This is a genomic window from Halalkalibaculum sp. DA3122, from assembly GCF_043951865.1.
GTDB lineage: Bacteria > Bacteroidota > Rhodothermia > Balneolales > Balneolaceae > JAMQKA01.
The window spans coordinates 86,906-108,490 of sequence record NZ_JBINJF010000001.1 but is presented as its reverse complement, the minus strand read 5'-3'; the positions used below and the strand labels follow the sequence as shown (position 1 = coordinate 108,490).

Sequence of the window (21,585 nt, the reverse complement as noted above, 5' to 3'; positions counted from 1 at the left end):
TAATTATTGACTTATAGATTTATTGAATTGCTGAATGACGGTATCAATTAAACAATTCTTTAATTCTGCAATTCAATAATTCAACAACTTCCCGTGAAAAATTCCGCCAAATACATTGCCGACCGCATCCGCCTGATGATCGCCACCAAGCAGTTCCAGGTGGGGGAAGTGCTGCCCTCTACGCGCAAGCTGGGCCAGCAGCTGGAGACCAGTTTCCATACGGTGCGCAAGGCCTACCATATACTGGCGGATGAAGGATTGGTAGCCAGTGAACAGGGGCGCGGCTTCATTGTCGAGCGGCAGACATCCACGCTGGATAAATCGGACCGGCTGGAGGTGGGGGCCGAGAAGATGCGGAAGCTGCTGGAGGAGCTGATCGGCTACGGGCTGGATGAAACCGAGATCGACGAGCTGTTCCAGGAGCAGCTCAGCTTTATGGACTGGCCGGATCGTATTGAAACATGTGCCACGGTCGGGGAAACGAAGGAGCTCGGGCGGATGCTGTCAGAGTCGATTAATAAACGGGTGGGGGTAAAAAGCACCATTCTCACCTCCGACCAGTACAATGAGACGGTAAAATATGATGCTCTTTTCGTGCCGGTGCACCTGCTGAATTCGTTCCGCGATTTTGCCGAGACCGGCCGCCTGCTGCCGATTGTCTACGGCTTTGACCCGGATGTGATTCTCTCGATTGTGGACCGGGCGGCCATAGAAACGATCGGGCTGGTTGCTGCCGAGGACAAAACGATTCCCAATGTGATAAACCAGTTAAAACTGAACATGAAGTTCGAGGGCTCGTTCGTGGCGGGGGCGACCTATGGCAAATCATTGCCGCTTTTTGTTCGGGAAACCGATCTCATCCTTTATACCCCGGACAGTGCCAGCCTGGTGGAACAGAAAATTCCGGAAAAAAGGCGTATCAAGCTGGAATACCAGATCTCCGAACAGAGCGCCCAGACGATTCGGGCGGAATTGTGGGATCAATGAGTGGTGTATATTGGGTCATCGGTCGTGAGTTATGGGTCGGGTGTGATCTGTGGTTTGTTTAGAAGGCTGGTATTACACATTACAGCAGCATTGATGAACCGGTATTTTATTGAGCACGGCTCTAAAGGTACAGGTAAAGGGATGAAATGAGGATATTGTAAAACCAATGTTTTTTTGAAGCCCTCTAAAAATCATTGGTTTCGTAGCGCCGGGCCAGTCGCTCTTCGTTTACACTCTCCAGGTGAGCCAGTTTTTTGGGATTTCTAGAGGCCACCGTCATCTCGCGCTTGTCTAGGGCGCCTTTTTCTCGTGCAACGTGCCATCCCGCCCAGGCCATCGCCCCGCGCGCTCTGGAGGCCGCGGAATAGGTCGTCAGTACGGCGTCGGCACTGCTCCATTCTGCCAGTTTCTTAAATACATCGCCGGTCCACAGTTCTTCGTTTACGGCGGGAGAAAAAGGGTCGTGAAATATAAAATCCGCTTCCAGATTGGCGGGGTTAAACTCCTTGAAAAGGCCAAAGAACAGGTGAAGCGTGACCCCGGGAATGAGTTCAAATTTGTTCAGGCCCGGTTCTATCTGCTCGAAAATACGGGGAAGCTTGTCCACAAGTTCCGGGTGATCCAGGTGGTTGGCATAGTTAAATGACCGGGCGGTTTCGGCATCCACCGGAAATCCCTCAATGCTGTAGAAATGGACTGCGTGCCGCAGTTTCCTGTTCAGGTATTCATCCGCGAGAAGCACCAGGTTGAGTCCCGTACCAAATCCCGTTTCCAGGATGGTAATGGACTCCGGTTCGGAAAGCCGGTCCAGCAACCCGTTTTTCTCAAAAAAATTGTGCCGGCTTTCCGCGACCGCCCCGTTGGGATTGTGGTAGTGCTGGTCGAACTGCCGGGAGTAGAGCGTGTGGGACCCGTCCTCGGTGGTGCGGAGGTTGTTGTTTCGAGTGGAATTATCTTCGTTGTCAGTCATTGGTCGAGATGGAAACAGTGCCATACCCGCAGTGGGCCGTTATCGGAAGCCCTCCGTCGTTGATGGCTCCTTCAATTTTACCTTTGGTTCGGGTACCATCGAACTCAAATGAATCGCTGATCGAAACCTCGGTACCACGAGCCGTAATATCGGCATTTAGCGAGCGGGGAAGCAAAAGTGAAATATTGCCCGCCGAGGTGTTGAAATCCAGGGGGCCCTGAAGAGATCGGATATCAGCGGAGATATTGCCCCCTGAAGTTTTCGCCTCACCTGTACCATGCAGGCGGTTGATGTTGATATGCCCTCCTCCCGTCGAAAGCTCTATCGTACCGCTGCTTTTTTCAATCCGGATATGGCCGCCGGAGGTCGTCAACATGATGTCGCCCTCAAGCTGTTCGCTGGTAATATGTCCTCCACGGGATGTTGCATGTATCGTACCCGAAAGGTCATTGAGGGTGATATGGCCGCCGCTTGTTTCCAAACGCTGATCGCCCTCAATACTGGTAATGGAAATGTGCCCGCCGGAAGTGTTAACCGTAAAACTGGTTTGTCGCGGAACCGTGACCGTTGTCTCCAGGTTGATTCGGTCTGAAAGCGAGGGGCGTTTTTTTGATAAAATGGAAAGAGCCATATTTCCATTTTCCTGTTTCCGGTCCACAGAGATGTTTTGGGCAAGGGCCCGTTGATCTCCGACATCCCCGGTGGCCTGTATGACGATCTCTCCACCGGTGGAATCGGCGCCGACAATATTAACATTTCCGAAGCTCAGATCGAGGTCCACATTGTTGTGCCGGGGAAGCTCAAATGATTTTCGATATACATACACGCCCGGCGAAACTTCAGACCAGGAGGCCTCTTCCACGTTGTACCGCCGGTTAATAAACACCTTTTTATCCTGCAACTTTATCTTAAAGTCTCCATGCTCGAGCTCCTGCAGTTTTTGCTCCAGCTTGCGGAGCGATTCGTCAACCGAACCTGTCGCCTCTTCTCCCAAGGCCAGTGATTCAGCCCCGTGCTGTATGAGTTTGTCGAGGTGTCGAAGTTCTATATCAATGTTTTCCAGGTTTTTCAAATTCTCAAGATTTTTCAGATTCCGGAGATTCTTCAAATTCTCCAGGTTTTGCAGGTCGATAACGATCGACGGGGGAAGCGGTGGGCGGGGTACCTGCACTGAATCGGTGGCGGCATTCGAAGGAGCCGGAGGGCGGGGCGGCCTGTCTTCCCGATTTAACAGGAAAATAGCGATGCCCACAAAAGCGAGGCCGGCGACCACAATTTCCCACGAAATGTTTTTGCTGCTCATTTTTTTGTGCTTAAATCGGTTAATCTGAATATAGACTATCTGTCACAGTTGACCGGTACGCGAACGCGAGGTAAAAGTTGCAAATCGGGATAAAAGAGTTGACCAAATTTAATTATTTTGAGTCACACTCGTATCCGGTCTCAATCTATTAAAACATAATCATGCAGGTAAAAAAAATTCAGGCGCTAACGGAACAATATTTTGACGAGATGGTCCAGGTACGGCGACATCTCCACCGGCACCCGGAAGTGAGCTACCAGGAACACGAAACGACAAAATATATTATCGAGAAGCTTGAAGAGCTGGATATTCCGGCAGACCGTCCGCTGGATACCGGCTGCGTGGGAGTGCTGGAAGGAGACCAGTCCTCCGACCGCGTGGTGGCGCTGCGCGCTGATATCGATGCCCTCGCGATCCAGGAGGAGGGAGAGCACAAGAAGGAATTTATGTCAGAAAATGAAGGGGTGGCCCACTGCTGTGGTCACGACAGTCACACGGCCAACCTGGTCGGAGCAGCCCATATTCTCAATGACCTGAGAGAGGAAATTGAGGGAACCGTATTGCTGATTTTTCAACCGGCCGAGGAAAAACTGCCGGGCGGGGGACGCCTGCTCTGCGAGACGGGCTACCTGCAGGAAAAAGGGGTGGATGTAATCTATGGACTCCATTCCAGTTCATTCCTGGAGCCGGGACAGATCGGTATAAAAGAGGGTCCGCTGATGGCCCGCCCCGACGAGTTTAATATCGAGATTATCGGCAAAGGGGGGCACGCCGCCTCCCCGCATGAGACGGTAGACCCGGTGGTACTGGCAGCCCAGGCTGTAACGGCTATCCAAACCATCGCCAGCCGCAATATTGATCCCAGTGAGCCGGTGGTCATCACGATCGGGAAGATTGCGGGGGGAACCGCCCACAATATCATCCCGGAAAAAGTGGAGATGATCGGCACCATTCGAACGTTCTCGCAGCAGACCGCTGAATTTATCAGCGAACGTATCGAGAAAATTGTGCAGGGGATCACTACCTCGGCCGGTGCCGACTATACCTACACGTTTGATCCCGGCTACCCGGCGGTCGACAATACCGGCTGGGCGACCGATATTGTTATTGAAACCGCGGCTGAGATCATCGGCAAAGAGCAGGTAAAGATACTCGAAAAACCGATTATGGCGGGGGAGGATTTTGCGTTTTACCAGCAGCATTTTCCAGGCGCTTTTTTCTTCCTTGGCAGCGGAAGCGAGGCCGCCGGAGCTGTTCATCCCTGGCACCACCCGCGCTATAACGTGGATGAAGAGTGCTTTAAGACCGGCGCGGCACTGATGGCTTCCCTGGTTTTTCATCCGCTCCCTCCAGAGTTGTGATTTAATCAGGACAAGCGATATTTTCACGCAATACGCAGTAAATCCCAATGAATGATCTCTCCTTTTGGGAAAAAGTTGCTTTTCAAACAAGCTACGATCTGATCGTCGTGGGGGCTGGTATTACCGGACTTTCGTCGGCCTTATTTTACAGGCAGTCCCATCCCGGCGGATCCGTACTGGTGTTGGAACGAGGGGCGGCACCGCGGGGTGCCAGCACCCGCAACGCCGGTTTTGCCTGCATCGGTTCCATCACCGAGCACCAGGCCGATCTTGATCGGATCCCCGAAGAGCAGCTTAAAACAAGGATAAAAAGGCGTTTTAATGGCCTGGAACTGTTAAAGTCGACCCTGGGAGCAGATGCCATCGGTTACAAACCGTGTGGTGGATACGAGCTGTTTAGGTCTCAAGCGGCGTTTAGCGAGGCCAAACAGCAGATCCCCAAATTCAATCGCTGGCTTTTGCAGCTGGCCGGTGAAGAAGAGGTATATACAACAGGCAGATTGAATGGTTATCCTGTGATTTTTAACCGCCTGGAGGGCGCCCTGCACCCCGGGAGAATGATGAAAGCGCTCATAGACCGGGCAAAAAAAGCGGGGATAGAGATACGCTGGAATGCAGAAGTTCAGCAAGTGGTTCCGGCCGGTTTTGTTTTGCTGGATGACGGGACCGAATTTGCGGGTGACCAGGTCCTGGTGGCCACCAACGGGTTTGTGAAAAACCTTTGGCCGGGCACGGAAGTAACCCCGGCACGGGGATATATTTTGTTGACCGCACCCATTGACAACCTGGAGTGGCGGGGTACATTTCACCACGATCGCGGGTATCTCTATTTCCGGGATGCCGGGGACCGACTGCTGCTGGGAGGCGGCCGGAACATAGCTGAACAGGAGGAAGCCACCGACCAGCTCGGGATTAATCTGAAGATAAAAGAGTACCTCGTCCGGTTTGCAGAGGAGACCCTGAAATTGCCGAGCGGCTGGAAAATCGAACAGGAATGGTCGGGCATCATGGGATTTACCGAAAATAAAATGCCGGTCGTAAAACATATGGAAGGCCGAATTTTTACGGCGGCCGGGTTGAGCGGAATGGGAATATCCATCGGCATGCAGGTGGGAAGCGAGGCGGTGGAACTGTTGCGGTCCGGCTCAAAAAAATGAATTGCCACCTCTGCTTCAAACAGATCATATGTAAACTCCTTTTTTTAACTCCATCCCGTTACGACTGGCAAACATCGAATGGGGCGTTCCGCAGATACCCGGATGACAAGGATGCGTTGAGCAGGAACAGATTTTCCGGCAAGGTCAGTCGATACCAGCATTATGAGCCTCCGATCTGAACTCCCGGTAGAGTTCCAGGAACTCATTCAGCATCATGGCGGTGGCTCCCCAGAGCGGCACGCGGTGGACATCCCAATACGGCACTTTGAAGGTGTGATTCCGCAGATTCCAGTCCTCCACGGTCAGATTTTTCTTTCCCAGCAGGCTTTCCAGCTCCACGGAAAAGGCCTCTTCCACTTCGCGGGGATCGAGGGATAATTCGGGCTGTTCCTCCATATAGCCTACTACGGGGGTCACATCGTTATTGGAATGACTGACAAAAAGCTTGGTCAGCTGCCCGGCGATATGCACCTGGCCGGGGTCGATGCCCACCTCCTCCCGTGCCTCGCGCAGGGCCGTTTCGACAGGAGTTTCTCCCTCCTCCGAACGACCGCCCGGGAAGCTGATCTGTCCCCCGTGGTCAATGTCGCTGCTTCGCAGGGTAAGCAGAATCTCCAGCTCCATCTCCTTATTGGGATAGAACAATACCAGCACGCTGCTCTGTCGCGCATGGGGCGTGGGCTCCATCTTGCGCTCAGGCCCACGGGTTCCGACCGGTTCGGGAGCCATTTTCAGCTGCACATTTCGCCCCGGCAGGGCCTGCTGAAGTCGTTGTTTTAGGTATGGTACGAATAAATGCATGGCGTCTAAAATAGATGATTTTCAGGAATAAATCGGGGGGAATGAGTTTTTCCCGTCCAGGGCGCCATTTACGTAAAATTATACTTAGAAGTATTTTTTAAAATATTCAAATCAGCGTTTGGAGGGAGTTGTACTCCCGTTTTATCTGCTATATAAGGTCGGTGGTACAACCAACTCCCAACAGCATAGTAGGTTCTGCAAAGGTCTCCACAATTAACTGATTCCTGGTAGTCAATTACTACGTTTCGCGGGTGATTCCAGTTGTTTTATCGAAAAAAATGAACGAGGAAAGAAGATAAAGGAGCCCAAAAGGGAAAAGGGCAAATTTGACTTTTTGAGGATGCCCTATTTAATCTCAGGATTCATCCCATGGAATGGATGTCACAGAATTGTCCCTGGACTGTTCCCGAAAGAAACCCATTTTCAAACCAGACGCAGAGTCCGTACTTTATTCGAGTTTCGTTTTAATCGTTAACATCATGATCTGTTACAGTTCCTGCTATGAAGAGAAAATATAACGTGTATGGCATCGGTAACGCCCTTGTGGACATAGAATTTGAGGTGTCTGATGATTTTCTAAGCAAACATAAAGTCAAAAAAGGGGTCATGACCCTGGTCGATGAGGAAACGCAGTTCAGGCTTATTGAAGATATCAACCACGCCGAAGCGGTTCGAAAACCGGGAGGCTCTGCCGCCAATACCGTGTACGCAGTCAGCCAGTTCGGGGGAAAAGCATTTTATTCCTGCAAAGTGGCCGATGACAAGTTTGGAGATGACTACCTGGAGGAGATGAAAGAGGCGGGAATCGACACGAACTTTGACCGGCAGCAGCAGCCGGAGGGAATTACGGGAAAATGCCTGGTCATGATTACCGGTGATGCGGACCGAACGCTCAATACCTATCTTGGAATTACCTCATCGCTCTCAAAAAATGAGGTGGATGAACATGCTATCAGCGTCTCCGACTACCTGTACCTCGAAGGTTACCTGGTGGCCTCCGATACCGGACTTGATGCGATGAAACAGGCGAAAAATATTGCGGAGAATCACGAGGTGAACACCGCCCTCACGCTGTCGGATCCCTCGGTGGTGGAGGCGTTCAAAGATCGTTTTGAAGAGGTAATCGGGGCTTCGGTAGACCTGCTGTTTTGCAACGAGGATGAAGCGAAGGAATATACCGGCAAGACGGACTTGCTGGAAGCCCGCGAAGCGCTCAAAAAAGAAGCCCGGCGTTTTGTTATTACCCAGGGCAGCAATGGCGCGATGATCTACGACGGCGACACGTTTATCGATATCGAACCTTATGATGTAAAAGCTGTTGACACCAACGGCGCGGGCGATATGTTTGCCGGGGCGTTTTTGTACGGAATTACAAACGGTATGGGGTTCGCGGCGGCCGGGAAACTGGCGAGCCTGGCCTGTTCCCGGATCGTTTCTCAGTTTGGTCCACGCCTCAAGTGGCACGAAGCCCAGGAAGTGTTGCGTCAGCTATCGTGACTTAAGCAATGAACCAGATGTCAATTAATTTTTCCAGCAATTTTAACTGTGAAACAGAAGTATGAAAAATCTGATACTGGCCAGCCGCAATGAGCACAAAATACAGGAACTGCGGGAAACGCTGTCCGACCTTGACCTGGAACTGAAGTCGGCACTCGATTTTGAGGAGCTCGGCGAAGTGGAGGAGGACAAGCAGACCCTGAAAGGCAACGCCCGGAAAAAGGCCCGCTACGTTTTTGAGAAGACCGGTCTGCCCGCCCTGGCGGATGACACTGGCCTGGAGGTGGATGCCCTGGATGGACGCCCCGGCGTGTTTTCAGCCCGCTATGCCGGCGAAAATGCCTCTTACGATGACAATACCGACAAGCTGCTGGCGGAACTGGCCGGGGTCGATGATCGGAACCGGACGGCCCGGTTTCGTACCGTGGTTGCGTATATCGATGAGAAGGGCGGTGAACACTTTTTCGAGGGAATCTGCCGGGGTAAAATTTTAAAAGAACGCCGGGGAGACAAAGGGTTTGGTTACGATCCTGTATTCCAGCCCGAGGGATATGAGCAGACGTTTGCCCAGTTGGATGCAGAAGAAAAAAACAGGATAAGCCACCGGGGCCGGGCCATCGGCGAACTGTACAGATGGCTGAGCAGCACGTTGAAATAGGGACGGGAGTGTCAGGATGCAGCAGGTTCGAGCTGTTCTGGTGATATAGCAGTTTAATCGTCACAAACAAAGGAAGCTGTTTTGGGATTTAGTGCCGTTGATTACATCGTCATTGTGGTGTACCTGGTGGGGGTGGCTGTTATCGGTATTCGCATCGCCGGGAAGCAGACCTCAACTTCCGACTATTTTTTGGGAGGAGAGGGCATCCCCTGGTGGGCAGTTCTTTTTTCCGTTGTAGCCACGGAGACCAGTACACTGACCTTTATCAGCATTCCGGCCGTGGCGTATGGTGGTAATCTCACTTTTCTCCAGATTACGCTCGGTTATATTGCGGGACGGGTGCTGGTAAGCCTGTTTTTTCTCCCAAAGTATTATGAAGGGAATCTCACGACGGCCTACCAGTTTCTGGCCAACCGGTTCGGTCCTGCCATGCGCAACGCCACCAGTACCACCTTTATGGTTACCCGCCTGCTGGCCGACGGAGTCAGGCTTTTTGCCACGGCTATTCCCCTGGCTATTATCTTGCGGCTGGGCGGGGCGTTTATCGGGTGGGGAGACCTGCAGCTGTACCTGTTGTCGATCAGCGCCATCTCCCTGGTTACCGTCATCTACACGCTTATTGGAGGAATCAAGGCCGTGGTATGGATGGACGTAATGCAGATGGCGGTGTATATCGGCGGGGCGCTACTGGCCGCCGGTATTATGATCGGCGGTATTCCGGGGGGACTCCCGGCCGCCGTTACGACTGCTGCCGAGGCCGGGAAGCTGAACTTCCTGGAGTTTGGCTTCGACATGAGCTTTACTGATTTTATTGCCACACCCTATACCTTCTTTACCGCCCTCGTCGGGGGTGCAATCTTTTCGGTGGCTTCACACGGAACCGACCAGCTGATCGTCCAGCGGCTGCTGACGACCCGTAACCTGGAGAACAGCCAGAAGGCCCTGGTCTGGAGTGGCGTGGTGGTGGCCCTTCAGTTTGCGCTGTTTCTGGGAATAGGAATCCTGTTATATGCATTTTACGAAGCACAGTCTGCCGAAGCGCTGGGACTGGCCACCACGGACGAAATTTTCGCCAAATTCATTGTCGAGCAGCTGCCGGCAGGCTTGTCGGGGTTAATCGTTGCCGCCCTTTTTGCGGCCGCCATGAGCAGCCTGAGCTCCTCACTCAACTCGCTCGCCTCATCTACTACGCTCGACCTGTACAAACCCTATTTCGGCAAAGACAATACCGAGGCCCGCGACCTGCAGGTCTCCCGCATGATCACGATCATCTGGGCATTGATTCTCACGGGTTCCGCCTACTTTTTTGCACTGCTCCAGCTGCAGGAGGGAGAACGTCCCGCTGTCGTCGAACTCGGGCTGGGTATCGCCTCCTATACCTATGGTGGGCTGCTCGGGGCTTTTGTGCTTGGCCGCTGGTTTGACAAGCCAGACCGCCGGGACGCCATGATCGGCTTTTTTGCCGGGCTCATTTCACTGCTTTTTATGGTGGAGGGACCTGTTCAGGACCTGCTGCCGGGAGAGGGACTTGCGATCGCCTGGCCGCTGTACACCGCAGTGGGAAGCATTATCGTGGTTGCCGCAGGCAATATTTCCAGGTGGACCAGAAAGGCCTGGAACGGGGGTTGATTTTGCAATTAGCAAAGAGCAGACCGGGCCGGGCTCTATTTTCTATCTGCATGACAACTTGTTAGAGGACCTTTGCAAAACAACGGTTTTTCAAAGGCCTCTTGTTAAAGAAAATTCATACTATTACTATTGGTGCCTCAGGCAGCAACAGGATGTTGGAAACGCTTGTCACCGTCACTCTAAACCTGATTAGCATGCTTCAATCGTTAGTCACTAAAATTGTTACCATTGTAATAGGAACAGGTATTCTATTGGCCCCCGACGCTTTTTCACAATCGACCGATAATGCGGCTCCCCGGGTCGAAACCGAGAACGGCACCGTTGAAGGAATTAACGATTCCGGGGTCTATATCTACAAGGGTATTCCTTTTGCGGCGCCACCAGTCGGCAAACTTCGGTGGAGACCTCCCCGGCCGGTTGACGACTGGACCGGGATAAAACAGATAAAACAGTTTGGTCCGCGCTGTATGCAGCGGCCCATTTTCGACGATATGGTTTTCCGGTCGGATGGAATGAGTGAAGACTGCCTCTACCTGAATGTTTGGTCGCCGGTCGAGAGTCCCGGGGCCGATCTGCCGGTGCTGGTCTATTTTTATGGCGGGGGATTGATGGCCGGCGACGGATCAGAACCGCGGTATGACGGGGAAAGCATGGCGCGAAATAAAGGACTTGTAGTGGTTACGGTAAATTACCGGTTGTCTGTATTTGGATTTCTCTCCCATCCCGGGTTGACTGCTGAGTCGCCGCATTCCGCTTCCGGAAATTACGGTCTGCTGGATCAGGCAAGGGCCCTGCAGTGGGTAAAAGAAAATATCGAGGCTTTTGGCGGCGACCCGGAGCAAGTCACGATTGCAGGTGAATCCGCGGGTTCAATGTCGGTGAGTGCGCAGATGGCCTCCCCGCTGTCCAGGGACCTGATTGCGGGAGCCGTGGGAGAGAGTGGTTCGCTTTTGGGGAGTCTTTCGGCAGTTTCCCTTCGAAAAGGAGAAAAAGCCGGGCGTACATTCCAGGATCTGCTCGGGGCCGCCTCCCTTGAAGAGATGCGACAGATGCCGGCTGAAAAAGTGCTGGAGGCAACGGCACGCGAAGATGTGCCCCGGTTTCCTGTAACAGTGGATGGGTACTTTTTTCCGAAAAAACCGATTGAGATCTACCGTTCGGGCGAACAGGCCGACGTGCCCCTGCTGGTGGGGTGGAATTCGGAAGAGATGAGCCACCAGTTTCTTTTCCAGGGTAAAAAGCCGACTCCCGAAAACTATAAGGCGCTGGTCAACCAGCTGTATGGCGAGCACGCAGATAAGATCCTGGACCTGTACCCTGGCAACACCGGTGAAGAAGTGCTGAAGTCGGCCACTGCCCTGGCGGGCGATCGGTTCATCGCTTTTAGCACGTGGAAGTGGAGTGATATCCACAGTAAAACGAGCACCAGCCCGGTGTACCGTTACTACTATTCGCGCCCGCGCCCCGCCATGGCGTCTGAAGAGGATTCCAAACCCCCGCCGGCCACGGGCGCCGTTCACGCTGCTGAGATTGAATATGTGATGGGAAACCTTCCCAGAAATCATGTGTACGCCTGGACGGAAGAAGATTACCAGGTCTCCGATATTTTTCGGGGTTTTGTGGCGAATTTCGTACAAAGGGGAGATCCCAACGGCCTGGGACTACCGGAATGGAAGGCACTGCAAGAGGGAAATAAACGCAGGGTGATGCAGATCGATGTTCATTCCCGCCTGCGGGCGGCACAGCACCAGGAACGGTATGAGTTTCTGGATCGGTTGGCATACCCGGAATCGGAATAAGAAGGGGGATATCCTTGGATCTAACCCGCATTTCTCACCAAGAAATTTGTCCTTCAACGCAGCTGAAAGGTCCATTTCGCAGCCCATTACAGACTGTAATGATGATTTGGCAGTAAAAAATAGTATAAGTTATGGTCATCCATGAAGTTACATGATTTTATCCAACATACTCGTGAGAAACCCGGGCTAACGCCTTCCTTCAAATTCCTGTTATGGCCCGAAGACGGGTACCACATCAATGAAAAACAGGAAGCAGCTGAAAAACTGTGCCCATTACGAGTATTATGGGCCATTCTAATTGTACCTGCGGTATTTATTTTTTCGGCCTGTTCAGATACCGTGAATCAGCAAAGCCGGGAGGCCGTCAGCATCTCCGCCGTCGACAGCCTGGTGGACCGCGCGGTAGCGCAGGAGCATATTCCCGGCGCCGTGGTACGTGTGCAGCAGGGTGATTCCATCCTGCATCACAAAGCCTACGGGTATGCTCAATTGTACACCTTTGAGTTGGAACGGCTGGAGCAGCCAGATACCATGACGACCGGGCACCTGTTTGACCTGGCGTCGTTGACGAAGGTGAGTGCCACGACGTTTGGTATTATGTTGCTGGCGGACAGCGAGCGGATTCAGCTGGATTCCCCGGTCCATCGGTGGCTGCCGGAGTTTGCCCGGGGAGATAAGAAAAAAATCACGGTGCGTCACCTGCTAAGGCATACCGCCGGACTTCCGCAGTGGGTACCCACCTATTACTATGCCTCCAACGCTGAAGAACAGTATGACTATATCGCTTCATTACCACTGAAGTACGAGGTGGGCGCGGAACGCCATTACAGCGACCTGGGATTTATGCTGCTGGGCGAAATAACTCGGCGCGTTTCGGGTCAGCCGCTCGACCAGTTCCTGGAGCAGGAGCTCTACCGGCCGCTGGACTTGAAACATACCGGCTTTAATCCGCTTGAAAGCGGGATCTCCCGGGAAAAGATTGCCGCAACCTCGCACGGTAACCCGTTTGAGAAGCAGATGGTTTATGACGATGATTTCGGATACAGCGTGGATGTGGAGCCTGAATCCTGGAATGGATGGCGCCTTTATACGTTGCGCGGCGAGGTAAACGATGGCAACGCCTGGTACGGAGCCGGGGGCGTGGCCGGTCATGCCGGATTGTTCTCCACGGCCGCCGAGCTGCAATCGCTGGTCCATCTGTTGCTGCGGAAAGGGAAATACCAGGGGAGACAGCTTATTTCCGAGGCGGCGATCAACACTTTTTTAACGATAGACCAATTTGGAAACGGGCTCGGATGGGCGATGGACCCTGCCGTTTTTTCAGCTGAGGGAGTGCCAAAGGGCAGCTTTGGTCACACCGGCTTTACCGGAACGAGCATTCTGGCGATCCCGGAATACGACCTGTCGGTCATCCTGTTTACCAACCGGCAACACGCGGGACGCCGGGAAAACGGCTACTACATTGACCTCGGTCCACTGCGCCAGCAGATTGCAACTGCCGTTTTAAAAAAAATCGGGCACCAGAGCCCATCCCGTTCCCTGCAAGGTAATCCCGGGTAGCCTGCTTTTTATTCCAGGTACGAAAAACAGGTTCGGCCAGCACCCCACAAATACACCACCCAAAACTCAAGACCCACGACCCAAGACTCACGACCCAAGACTCACGACCAAGACCAAGTCAAGCTCGTATTTCCTGCCTCATAAACAGCAGGTAGGAGAGGCCGAAACAGATCAACGTACCGGCGACAAGGGCCGTAATGTTGGGCCAGACCAGCAGCATGCTCTGTCCCAGCGGCAGCGTTGAGGGGATCGCCCCGGATACCTGTTCAAAACTCAGTGCCCCGAGACTCCGGATCGAAGGAGTTAGCAGGATGGTGGTTAATTCATTAAACAGGAAGTTAGGGGAAAACCGGGAGAGCATCACCGTAAGTTGCTGCACGGCCGACTGGTTGTAAAAAAAGAGATTTGCCACAAAACGAACCAGCATGGAATAGAAGACGGTGAAAAACAGCCAGACCGCCAGTACCGACAGCGCCGAGGTCGACGACTGCCTGAAAATGATGGAAGCGGTAATCCCCAGGTTCAGCCAGAAGGCGATATAGATACACGTGAACAGCAGAAACGCCATGATGCGCAGAAATTCACCAAACGCGGGCGGCAGCCCGATGACGAGGATGCCCAGTCCCAGCACCAGCAGGCCGAGTGACAGGATAAGCACGACAATGAGCGCCAGCGCCCCGGCAAACTTGCTGTTGATGAAATAGTCCCGCGGGATTGGCTGGGAGATGATTCGGCTCAACGTTCCGCTGTCTCGTTCCGAGTTTACCGCGTCGAACCCGAGGGCGATCCCGACCAGGGGGCCGAGAAAGCCGATCAGGGTAATAAAGGGCGGCAAGTTGCCGGTGGATTCCGTAAACAATTTAAGATACAGAAAGTTGGTATCGGCACTGATCTGCGCCGGATTCTGCTGGATTACGGAGAGAACCGTGTAGATCGAACCGGTGGTGGTCAGCAGTATGAGTGCCACGAGGATGATAAACCGCCAGCTGCGGACATGCTCCTTGATCTCCTTGTTAACCATTACGGAAAACGGTTGAACAGTATCAGACATCGATGGTACCTCCTTCAAAATAGTGTTGATAAATTTCGTCAAGTCCATACTCCTTGTAGGAAAGCCGGAACAGCCGGGCGCCCTGCTCCACGATATGGTTTGAGATCAGCGGGGCCGTCTCTTTCGGTGCCTGTATGATGAGCTCCCTGCCGTTGGCCTGCACGTGGCTGACCTTCTCCAGCTCCTGCAGGCTTCGGATCAGCGGGTCGGAGAGGGGAGAGACTTCAGCGCGAATGGTGGACTCCGCATCCCCGAACAGTTCGTCGGCCAGCTCGTGGATGTCGCCGAGGGCCAGCAGCCGTCCCTCCACCAGGATGCCCACCCGGTCGCATATTTTCTGGACCTGGTGCAGCAGGTGAGAGCTCAACAGCACCGTAATACCCTTTTCCTTGCTGAGACGACGGATCATCTGCAGGAACTCGTTGATGCCTTTCGGGTCGATGCCGATGGTGGGCTCATCCAGGATCATGATCTCCGGATCCTTGATCAGCACATCGGCCAGTCCCAGCCGCTGGATCATCCCCTTGGAGTAGGTTTTCGTCTTTTGGTCGCCCGCCTCCTCCAGTCCCACCATCTGCAGGAGCTGACGCGCCTCCGACTCCGCTTTCGGGCGGGGAATGCCGTTGAGCATGGCGGTATAAACCAGGCTTTCCACCCCCGTGCTGTTGTCCGAAAACCCGACCTCGTCCGGCAGGTAACCGGTAATGCGCTTCACCTTCAGCGGTTCGGAGGTGGCGTCAAAGCCCCTGATGGAGACCGATCCCCCGGTCGGTTCCGTCAGGCCGAGCATCGACAGGATGATGGTGGTTTTGCCCGCCCCGTTGGGACCCAGGAGTCCGAATATTTCTCCCTCCCGGATCTGCAGGTCCAGGTGATCCACCGCCCGGGTCTCCCCGTAATCCTTGACGAGATCCCGAAGCGTAATAATCGGATGTTCCATGGTTATCGCCTCCCGTATCTCTTGAAGAGGTAGGATATCCCGCCCAGCACGATTAGTATGATGGCGATGCCGATCGAGCCCCAGGTGATCGATTTGCTGACGGTAACCCGGAATGTTACATCCGAGGAGGCTTCCGGGGTGTCGGCGGTAATCTGCATCTGGTAGTCGCCGGCAATGGCGTTGTCACTGGCCGTGACCGTGGCGTTGACGGTGGCGGTTTCTCCCGGGTCCAGCCGTGCAATCTCTTTTTCGTCAAAAGTGGCATTCCAGTTTACCGGGGTATCGGCCGACATGCTGATATCGTGCAGCGGCACCGTGCCGGTATTTTGGATGGAAAGGGGGATCGTCTTTTCGCTGCCGGCCGTAATGTTGGTGCTGAGCCGACCGGAAGGGGTGGTTAGGTTCAGCCCGTATTTGCCTTTGATCACCGCCTCCAGGGTCGCTTCATCGGCTGTGGAGCCCGACCGCGCCTGTATGTTGATCGTCACGGTATCTGCCTCGGCTTTCTGGCTCGGCGTGGCCTTGACGGTCATATCCTTGCTCTCATTGGAGGCAATATTCACCGAGGTTACATAGTTTCCACCCGATCTGAACCGCACATCCCAACCGGCGGGAGCATCGGCGGTAAGGGCGTAGTTTTGTTCCCGGGCGGTCTGGTTGTTGATCGTCACCGTGTAGTTGAAATCGGAATCGGCATAGCCCTCCATGTTGGCCTGGTCCACCAGCAGTTCCGTTTCAAAAATTCCCTGTTCGGTGACTTGAACTCTCAGGGGCAGCTCATACTCCAGGCCTGTTTCTGTGGAAGCGAGGACGGAAAAGCGGTAAGTGCCTTTCTCGATTTTCAGGGGCACCTGCAGCTGCAGGGTAAGAGTCCTGGAGCCACCACCCGAGTCTCCCACTCGCGGCTTTATGGCGATCTGCTGGATGGTGTTGGCACCCGAAGTAAAGGAGGGCTCCCAGCTTTCGGGGACACGGAGCAGGTTCAGGTCCACATTCTGTATTCGCCCGGTGTTGTTAATAATTTCGATATCGTAATTGAGTGTTTGTCCAGGTGTCACAGACCGGCTGGTATAGGCGGTATACAGCATGATGCCCTGGTCCGGCTGGGCCGCGTTACCGGCCGGTGGAATAGATCCGATAAAAAAAAGCAGGAGACAGAAACTGACTGCGTAATATATCTTTTCCATACCTAGTACATGTTATGTTTTAGATTACAGAATACATTGTGAACTGTGTAAAGGATAGCCGATCAATACAGGAATAACACCTGTGTTGGGTCAGGTACAGCAGCCCGGCAAGCCTGTGCCTGCCGTAACCGGAAAGTGCCGATCCATGACCCTGTTTACGCAGGCCGGTTTTGTTGAACCTGTAAGATGATCCGCTGATGCCGGAAGGTCTGCGGTTGTTGAAGTGTACCGCGGATATCCCTTCCCGCCGTCGAGAGAGGTCGAAAAACCTATCCCCATTTTTCCCTTGGTTTAGGAACACATTGAAAGCAGGTAGACAGGTCTTTCAACGTCTTCTGACTGTATTGATTGGGTCCCACCAGTTGATCGCCCAAAAATTGTTTAAATGACCCCAAAAATTCAAGAGCCGGCGAGAAAGCTGATGATCTTATTTCCCAATCCAACGAACATAACTATACAGACCCGGAATTTATTATACAGGCGGTCCATTTTTTACGGACGGCCGGTGGACGCGTCGCCCGCGGAGCAATGCACACAAGGAAAGCAGCCGAATGTAGAGAGGTCCGCCTTGATAGCCGCTTCTTGTCGATAAAGGACAGGTTTAAGGATCGTCGTGCCCCTCCCTGGAAACATGCAATTATACCGCCCGATGAGAATTGATTGATATTTAGATCCAAAAATCCCTGTTTACAGACAATAAACGCCAATACAGGTACGGCTTATAATAGCACCTAAGAGGAATTGAACCGACGACCGACGATTGACCGCCTTAAATTTTTAATACATTGAGCATTTGAAGTCTACCACGTCTGCCGTTTCACGTCTCACGTCTATCCCCCTAAAAGCACTCACTCAATCATTTATTCAAACAACTACTCCGGATCATACTCCAGGTTCGACTGCAGCCATCGTTCTATCTCCTTTACACTCATGCCTTTGCGACGCGCATAATCCTCTACCTGGTCTTTTTTGAGGTTGCCGACGTTAAAATAGGTGGAATCCGGGTGTGCAAAATAGAGTCCACTTACCGAAGCCGGGGGGATCATGGCGTACGTTTCGGTCAGCTTAATGCCCGTTTTTTCCTGGACATCCAGCAGGTCGAACAGGATATCCTTTTCCGTATGATCGGGTTGGGCGGGATAGCCCGCTGCCGGACGAATACCGGTATATTTTTCCCGGATAAGCTCCTCGTTGTTAAAGTTTTCGTCGGGGGCGTATCCCCAGTACTCTTTTCGCACCTTTTCGTGCAACAGCTCGGCAAACGCCTCGGCCAGGCGGTCAGCCAGAGCCTTGGTCAGGATGGCGTGGTAATCGTCATGCTGCTCCTCGAACCGCCGGACCAGCTTCCCGGAACCCAGTCCGGCCGTAACGGCAAATCCCCCGACATAGTCGTCGATGCCGGTCTCTTTGGGCGCTACAAAATCAGACAGCGCCTTGTTGGGCTGTCCCCGGCGTTTTTCCGCCTGCTGCCGCAGGGTGTGGAGTACCGTACGGACTTCCGAGCGCGTTTCATCCGTATAGATTTCGATGTCGTCGCCCACGCTGTTAGCGGGAAACAGCCCGATTACCCCGTTCGCCTGCAGCAGCTGCTCCTTGACAATGCGATCCAGCAGCTTGTTGGCTTCCTCATACAGCTTTTGGGCCTCTTCACCGTACTTGTCATCCTCCAGCACCTGGGGAAAGCGGCCGGGCATCTGCCAGGTGATGAAAAAGGGTCCCCAGTCGATATAGTTGCGCAGCTCTGAAAGAGGGTAATCCTCAAAAAGGTGGATTCCCGGCTTCTTGGGCTTTACAATGGGGGTGTTTGGCCAGTCAATGTCTGTTTTATTGTTGCGGGCCTCCTCCAGGGACAGGTAATTTCTGCGGCTGGTGCGCCCTTCATGCTGGTCGCGCAGCTGCCGGTACTCCTCCTTGATCTCCGCCACAAAGTCGTTGCGCAGCGTTTTGGAGACCAGGTTGCCGGTTACGGAGACGCTTCGGGAGGCATCGAGTACGTGTACGACCGGCTGATCATACATCGGCTCAATTTTGACGGCTGTATGCAGTCTTGAGGTGGTGGCGCCGCCGATGAGCAGTGGCTGGTTGAACCCTTCACGCTTCAGTTCCTTGGCCACATGTACCATCTCATCCAGCGAAGGGGTGATGAGTCCGCTGAGGCCGATCACATCCACCTTGTTGCTGCGCGCCTCTTCCAGGATCTTTTCCGCCGGCACCATCACGCCGAGGTCGATCACGTCAAAATTGTTGCAGCGAAGCACTACGCCGACAATATTCTTGCCGATGTCATGGACATCGCCCTTGACGGTGGCGAGCAGTACCCGGGCCTTGGGCTCGCTGTTGTCGTTCTGGGCTTTCTCCTCTTCGATGTAGGGGATCAGGTGAGCCACGCCCTTTTTCATGACGCGCGCGCTTTTTACGACTTGGGGCAGGAACATCTTGCCGGATCCAAACAGGTCGCCCACCACGTCCATGCCCGCCATCATGGGACCTTCAATGACGTCGATGGCATGGTCAAGTTTTTGGCGGGCTTCTTCCACATCTTCAACAATATAGTCCACAATTCCCTTTACCAGGGCGTGTTCAATACGTTTCTCCACACTGTTTTCGCGCCATTCCTCTTTTTTTACGGCCTTTTGCCCGGATTCTTCATTTTTAATTTTTTCGGCATACTCCAGCAGTCGTTCGGTGGCGTCGTCGCGGCGATTCAGCAGCACATCCTCCACCAGATCCCGCAGTTTTTCCGGGATCTGCTCGTAGACCTCCAGCTGGCCGGCGTTGACGATTCCCATATCCATGCCGGCGTCGATGGCGTGATAGAGGAAAGCGGAGTGCATCGCCTCGCGTACAGGGTTGTTTCCCCGGAACGAGAAGGAGATATTGCTGACCCCGCCGCTTACCTTGGCTCTCGGCAGGTTTTCCTTGATCCACCGGGTGGCCCTAATAAAGTCCACGCCGTAGTTGTTATGCTCTTCGATGCCGGTGGCCACCGTCAGGATGTTGGGATCCATGATGATATCCTGCGGGGCAAACCCGACCTCCCTGGTAAGGATGTTGTAGGCGCGCTCGCAAATTTCGATACGTCGTTCAAAGTTGTCGGCTTGTCCCTTCTCGTCGAACGCCATGACGATAACGGCTGCTCCAAAATCAAGGATCTCGCGCGCCTGCTTCTTGAACTCCTCTTCACCCTCTTTCAGGCTGATGGAGTTAACCACGCTTTTGCCCTGCACCGTTTTGAGTCCCGCCTTCAGGACCGACCATTTCGAGGAGTCGATCATGATCGGCACTTTTGAGATATCAGGTTCGGCGGCGATAAGCTGCAGGAAGTCGGTCATTGCCTCTTCGGAATCGAGCATTCCCTCGTCCATATTGACGTCGACAATCTGGGCGCCGTTTTCCACCTGCTGGCGGGCCACCGAGAGCGCCTCCTCAAAGTCACCGTTGGTGATCAGCCGCTTGAACTTGCGCGACCCCATCACGTTGGTGCGTTCGCCCACATTCACAAAGTTGGTGTCGGGGCGCACCACCAGCGGTTCCAGTCCGCTGAGCCGCAGGTAGGGCTCCTGCTCTGGAATAGTGCGCGGCTCATACCGGGTGGAGGCCTCCGCAATAGCACGGATGTGATCGGGCGTGGTGCCGCAGCAGCCGCCCACGATATTGACAAACCCGGATTCGGCGTATTCCCTGAACTGGTCGGCCATAAATTCCGGCGACTCGTTGTATTCGCCCATCTCGTCGGGCAGCCCCGCATTGGGATAGAGGCTGGTAAAGCAGTCCGAAATGTTGGAAAGCTCCTCGATGTAGGGCCGCATCTGCCTGGAGCCGAGTGAGCAGTTCAGGCCCACGCTCAGCAGGTTGCGGGTGTGGGAAATCGAGATCCAGAACGCCTCGGTGGTCTGCCCTGAGAGCGTGCGCCCACTCTGGTCCACGATGGTTCCGGAGATCATGACCGGGAACGCCTGGCCGGTCTCTTCTTCGTGTTTGTGGATGGCGTAGATGGCGGCTTTGGCGTTCAGGGTATCGAAGATCGTTTCCACCAGCAGGATGTCGACGCCACCCTCGGACAGCCCGCGGATCTGCTCGGCGTAGGTCTCCACCAGCCGGTCAAACGAAATGTCGCGGTAGCCGGGGTCTTCCACGTCCGGCGAAAGGGAGAGTGTCTTGTTGGTGGGACCGATGGCACCGGCTACGAAGCGCGGTTTATCGGGATTCTGCCGGGTGTACTCGTCTGCGGCTTCGCGGGCGATTTGTGCGGATGCGACATTCAGCTCGTAGGCCAGGTCTTCCAGGTGGTAGTCGGCCTGTGAAATACGGTTGGCGCTGAACGTGTTGGTTTCGATAATGTCAGAGCCCGCTTCAAGAAACTGGGAATGGATCTCCTTGATTATATCGGGCCGGGTGAGGCTGAGCAGGTCGTTGTTGCCCTGCAGTTCGTGGTCAAAATCAGCAAAACGGGTTCCGCGAAAATCATCTTCTGCCAGATCATATCCCTGTATCATGGTGCCCATGGCGCCATCCAGCACCAGGATACGATCTGATAACAGATCTTTGAGTTGCTCTAATTTCATTGTCGGTAATCAATTATAAAGGTACTTTAGGTTGCACAAAAATTCTTCTGCAGCTCTATTCGGTGATTACCTTTTACAATTGATCTGCGCTGAACATTGTTAGTTTGCCCGGCAGATGTT

Annotated in this window: 15 protein-coding genes; 8 read left to right on the top strand and 7 right to left on the bottom strand. The window is 53.7% G+C overall.

Translation table 11 applies throughout. From position 1 onward, the window contains the following. Positions 1 to 93: 93 nt before the first annotated feature. Positions 94 to 987 (top strand): GntR family transcriptional regulator, encoded by an 894-nt coding sequence (locus ACG2F4_RS00405; protein WP_395257156.1) that lies wholly within the window; start codon positions 94 to 96, stop codon positions 985 to 987. 184 nt (positions 988 to 1,171) lie between these two features. On the opposite strand, the gene mnmD is transcribed toward ACG2F4_RS00405, so the two are convergent. Together mnmD and ACG2F4_RS00395 are read right to left on the bottom strand one after the other, a co-directional pair. After that, the gene (mnmD, locus tag ACG2F4_RS00400; RefSeq protein WP_395257154.1) at positions 1,172 to 1,957 is read right to left on the bottom strand and encodes a tRNA (5-methylaminomethyl-2-thiouridine)(34)-methyltransferase MnmD; all 786 of its coding nucleotides are present in this window, start codon (positions 1,955 to 1,957) and stop codon (positions 1,172 to 1,174) included. After that, positions 1,950 to 3,260 carry a DUF4097 family beta strand repeat-containing protein gene (locus tag ACG2F4_RS00395; RefSeq protein ID WP_395257152.1) on the bottom strand — a complete coding sequence of 437 codons (1,311 nt, stop codon included), beginning with the start codon at positions 3,258 to 3,260 and terminating at the stop codon, positions 1,950 to 1,952. Before ACG2F4_RS00395 ends, mnmD begins: the two co-directional genes overlap by 8 nt. A gap of 161 nt (positions 3,261 to 3,421) precedes the next feature. Here ACG2F4_RS00395 and ACG2F4_RS00390 point away from each other — a divergent pair, with 161 nt between their 5' ends. Together ACG2F4_RS00390 and ACG2F4_RS00385 are read left to right on the top strand one after the other, a co-directional pair. Then, positions 3,422 to 4,621, top strand: coding sequence for a M20 family metallopeptidase (locus ACG2F4_RS00390; RefSeq protein ID WP_395257150.1), 1,200 nt, complete (start codon positions 3,422 to 3,424; stop codon positions 4,619 to 4,621). A 47-nt stretch (positions 4,622 to 4,668) separates the two neighbouring features. Next, the gene (locus ACG2F4_RS00385) at positions 4,669 to 5,778 is read left to right on the top strand and encodes an NAD(P)/FAD-dependent oxidoreductase (RefSeq protein WP_395257148.1); all 1,110 of its coding nucleotides are present in this window, start codon (positions 4,669 to 4,671) and stop codon (positions 5,776 to 5,778) included. 144 nt (positions 5,779 to 5,922) lie between these two features. On the opposite strand, the gene ACG2F4_RS00380 is transcribed toward ACG2F4_RS00385, so the two are convergent. Beyond that, complete coding sequence (locus ACG2F4_RS00380) at positions 5,923 to 6,579, bottom strand: NUDIX hydrolase (RefSeq protein WP_395257146.1); 657 nt, start codon at positions 6,577 to 6,579, stop codon at positions 5,923 to 5,925. 501 nt (positions 6,580 to 7,080) lie between these two features. Here ACG2F4_RS00380 and ACG2F4_RS00375 point away from each other — a divergent pair. The 5 genes from ACG2F4_RS00375 (at position 7,081) to ACG2F4_RS00355 (ending at position 13,722) form a co-directional block, all read left to right on the top strand. Beyond that, the gene (locus tag ACG2F4_RS00375; protein ID WP_395257144.1) at positions 7,081 to 8,076 is read left to right on the top strand and encodes an adenosine kinase; all 996 of its coding nucleotides are present in this window, start codon (positions 7,081 to 7,083) and stop codon (positions 8,074 to 8,076) included. 61 nt (positions 8,077 to 8,137) lie between these two features. Beyond that, positions 8,138 to 8,734, top strand: a complete 597-nt coding sequence (gene rdgB, locus ACG2F4_RS00370; RefSeq protein WP_395257142.1) for an RdgB/HAM1 family non-canonical purine NTP pyrophosphatase — start codon at positions 8,138 to 8,140, stop codon at positions 8,732 to 8,734. 81 nt (positions 8,735 to 8,815) lie between these two features. After that, a complete protein-coding gene (locus ACG2F4_RS00365; RefSeq protein WP_395257140.1) occupies positions 8,816 to 10,363 on the top strand; it encodes a sodium:solute symporter in 1,548 nt (515 codons plus the stop codon). Positions 10,364 to 10,557: 194 nt separating this feature from the next. Continuing rightward, positions 10,558 to 12,162: a carboxylesterase/lipase family protein gene (locus tag ACG2F4_RS00360; RefSeq protein ID WP_395257138.1), complete on the top strand. Its 1,605-nt coding sequence runs from the start codon at positions 10,558 to 10,560 to the stop codon at positions 12,160 to 12,162. 141 nt (positions 12,163 to 12,303) lie between these two features. Further along, positions 12,304 to 13,722, top strand: a complete 1,419-nt coding sequence (locus ACG2F4_RS00355) for a serine hydrolase domain-containing protein (protein WP_395257136.1) — start codon at positions 12,304 to 12,306, stop codon at positions 13,720 to 13,722. Positions 13,723 to 13,840: 118 nt separating this feature from the next. Here the strand turns inward: ACG2F4_RS00355 and ACG2F4_RS00350 are convergent, their stop codons facing one another. The 4 genes from ACG2F4_RS00350 to metH form a co-directional block, all read right to left on the bottom strand. Then, entirely contained in the window at positions 13,841 to 14,773 is a 933-nt protein-coding gene (locus tag ACG2F4_RS00350; protein WP_395257134.1) for an ABC transporter permease subunit, read from the bottom strand. Continuing rightward, entirely contained in the window at positions 14,766 to 15,713 is a 948-nt protein-coding gene (locus tag ACG2F4_RS00345) for an ABC transporter ATP-binding protein (protein ID WP_395257132.1), read from the bottom strand. The genes ACG2F4_RS00350 and ACG2F4_RS00345 overlap by 8 nt, the downstream gene beginning before the upstream one ends. A 2-nt stretch (positions 15,714 to 15,715) precedes the next feature. Further along, positions 15,716 to 16,900, bottom strand: a complete 1,185-nt coding sequence (locus ACG2F4_RS00340; RefSeq protein WP_395257130.1) for an NEW3 domain-containing protein — start codon at positions 16,898 to 16,900, stop codon at positions 15,716 to 15,718. Between the two features lie 872 nt (positions 16,901 to 17,772). Then, positions 17,773 to 21,465, bottom strand: coding sequence for a methionine synthase (gene metH / locus ACG2F4_RS00335; RefSeq protein ID WP_395257128.1), 3,693 nt, complete (start codon positions 21,463 to 21,465; stop codon positions 17,773 to 17,775). Between the last annotated feature and the right edge of the window lie 120 nt (positions 21,466 to 21,585).

Excerpts from the sequence above, each read along its gene's own strand:
- mnmD (WP_395257154.1), bottom strand. The coding sequence starts at position 1,957 with ATGACTGACAACGAAGATAATTCCACTCGAAACAACAACCTCCGCACC.
- ACG2F4_RS00395 (WP_395257152.1), bottom strand. The coding sequence starts at position 3,260 with ATGAGCAGCAAAAACATTTCGTGGGAAATTGTGGTCGCCGGCCTCGCT.
- ACG2F4_RS00390 (WP_395257150.1), top strand. The coding sequence starts at position 3,422 with ATGCAGGTAAAAAAAATTCAGGCGCTAACGGAACAATATTTTGACGAG.
- ACG2F4_RS00385 (WP_395257148.1), top strand. The coding sequence starts at position 4,669 with ATGAATGATCTCTCCTTTTGGGAAAAAGTTGCTTTTCAAACAAGCTAC.
- ACG2F4_RS00380 (WP_395257146.1), bottom strand. The coding sequence starts at position 6,579 with ATGCATTTATTCGTACCATACCTAAAACAACGACTTCAGCAGGCCCTG.
- ACG2F4_RS00375 (WP_395257144.1), top strand. The coding sequence starts at position 7,081 with ATGAAGAGAAAATATAACGTGTATGGCATCGGTAACGCCCTTGTGGAC.
- rdgB (WP_395257142.1), top strand. The coding sequence starts at position 8,138 with ATGAAAAATCTGATACTGGCCAGCCGCAATGAGCACAAAATACAGGAA.
- ACG2F4_RS00360 (WP_395257138.1), top strand. The coding sequence starts at position 10,558 with ATGCTTCAATCGTTAGTCACTAAAATTGTTACCATTGTAATAGGAACA.
- ACG2F4_RS00355 (WP_395257136.1), top strand. The coding sequence starts at position 12,304 with ATGAAGTTACATGATTTTATCCAACATACTCGTGAGAAACCCGGGCTA.
- ACG2F4_RS00350 (WP_395257134.1), bottom strand. The coding sequence starts at position 14,773 with ATGTCTGATACTGTTCAACCGTTTTCCGTAATGGTTAACAAGGAGATC.
- ACG2F4_RS00345 (WP_395257132.1), bottom strand. The coding sequence starts at position 15,713 with ATGGAACATCCGATTATTACGCTTCGGGATCTCGTCAAGGATTACGGG.
- ACG2F4_RS00340 (WP_395257130.1), bottom strand. The coding sequence starts at position 16,900 with ATGGAAAAGATATATTACGCAGTCAGTTTCTGTCTCCTGCTTTTTTTT.
- metH (WP_395257128.1), bottom strand. The coding sequence starts at position 21,465 with ATGAAATTAGAGCAACTCAAAGATCTGTTATCAGATCGTATCCTGGTG.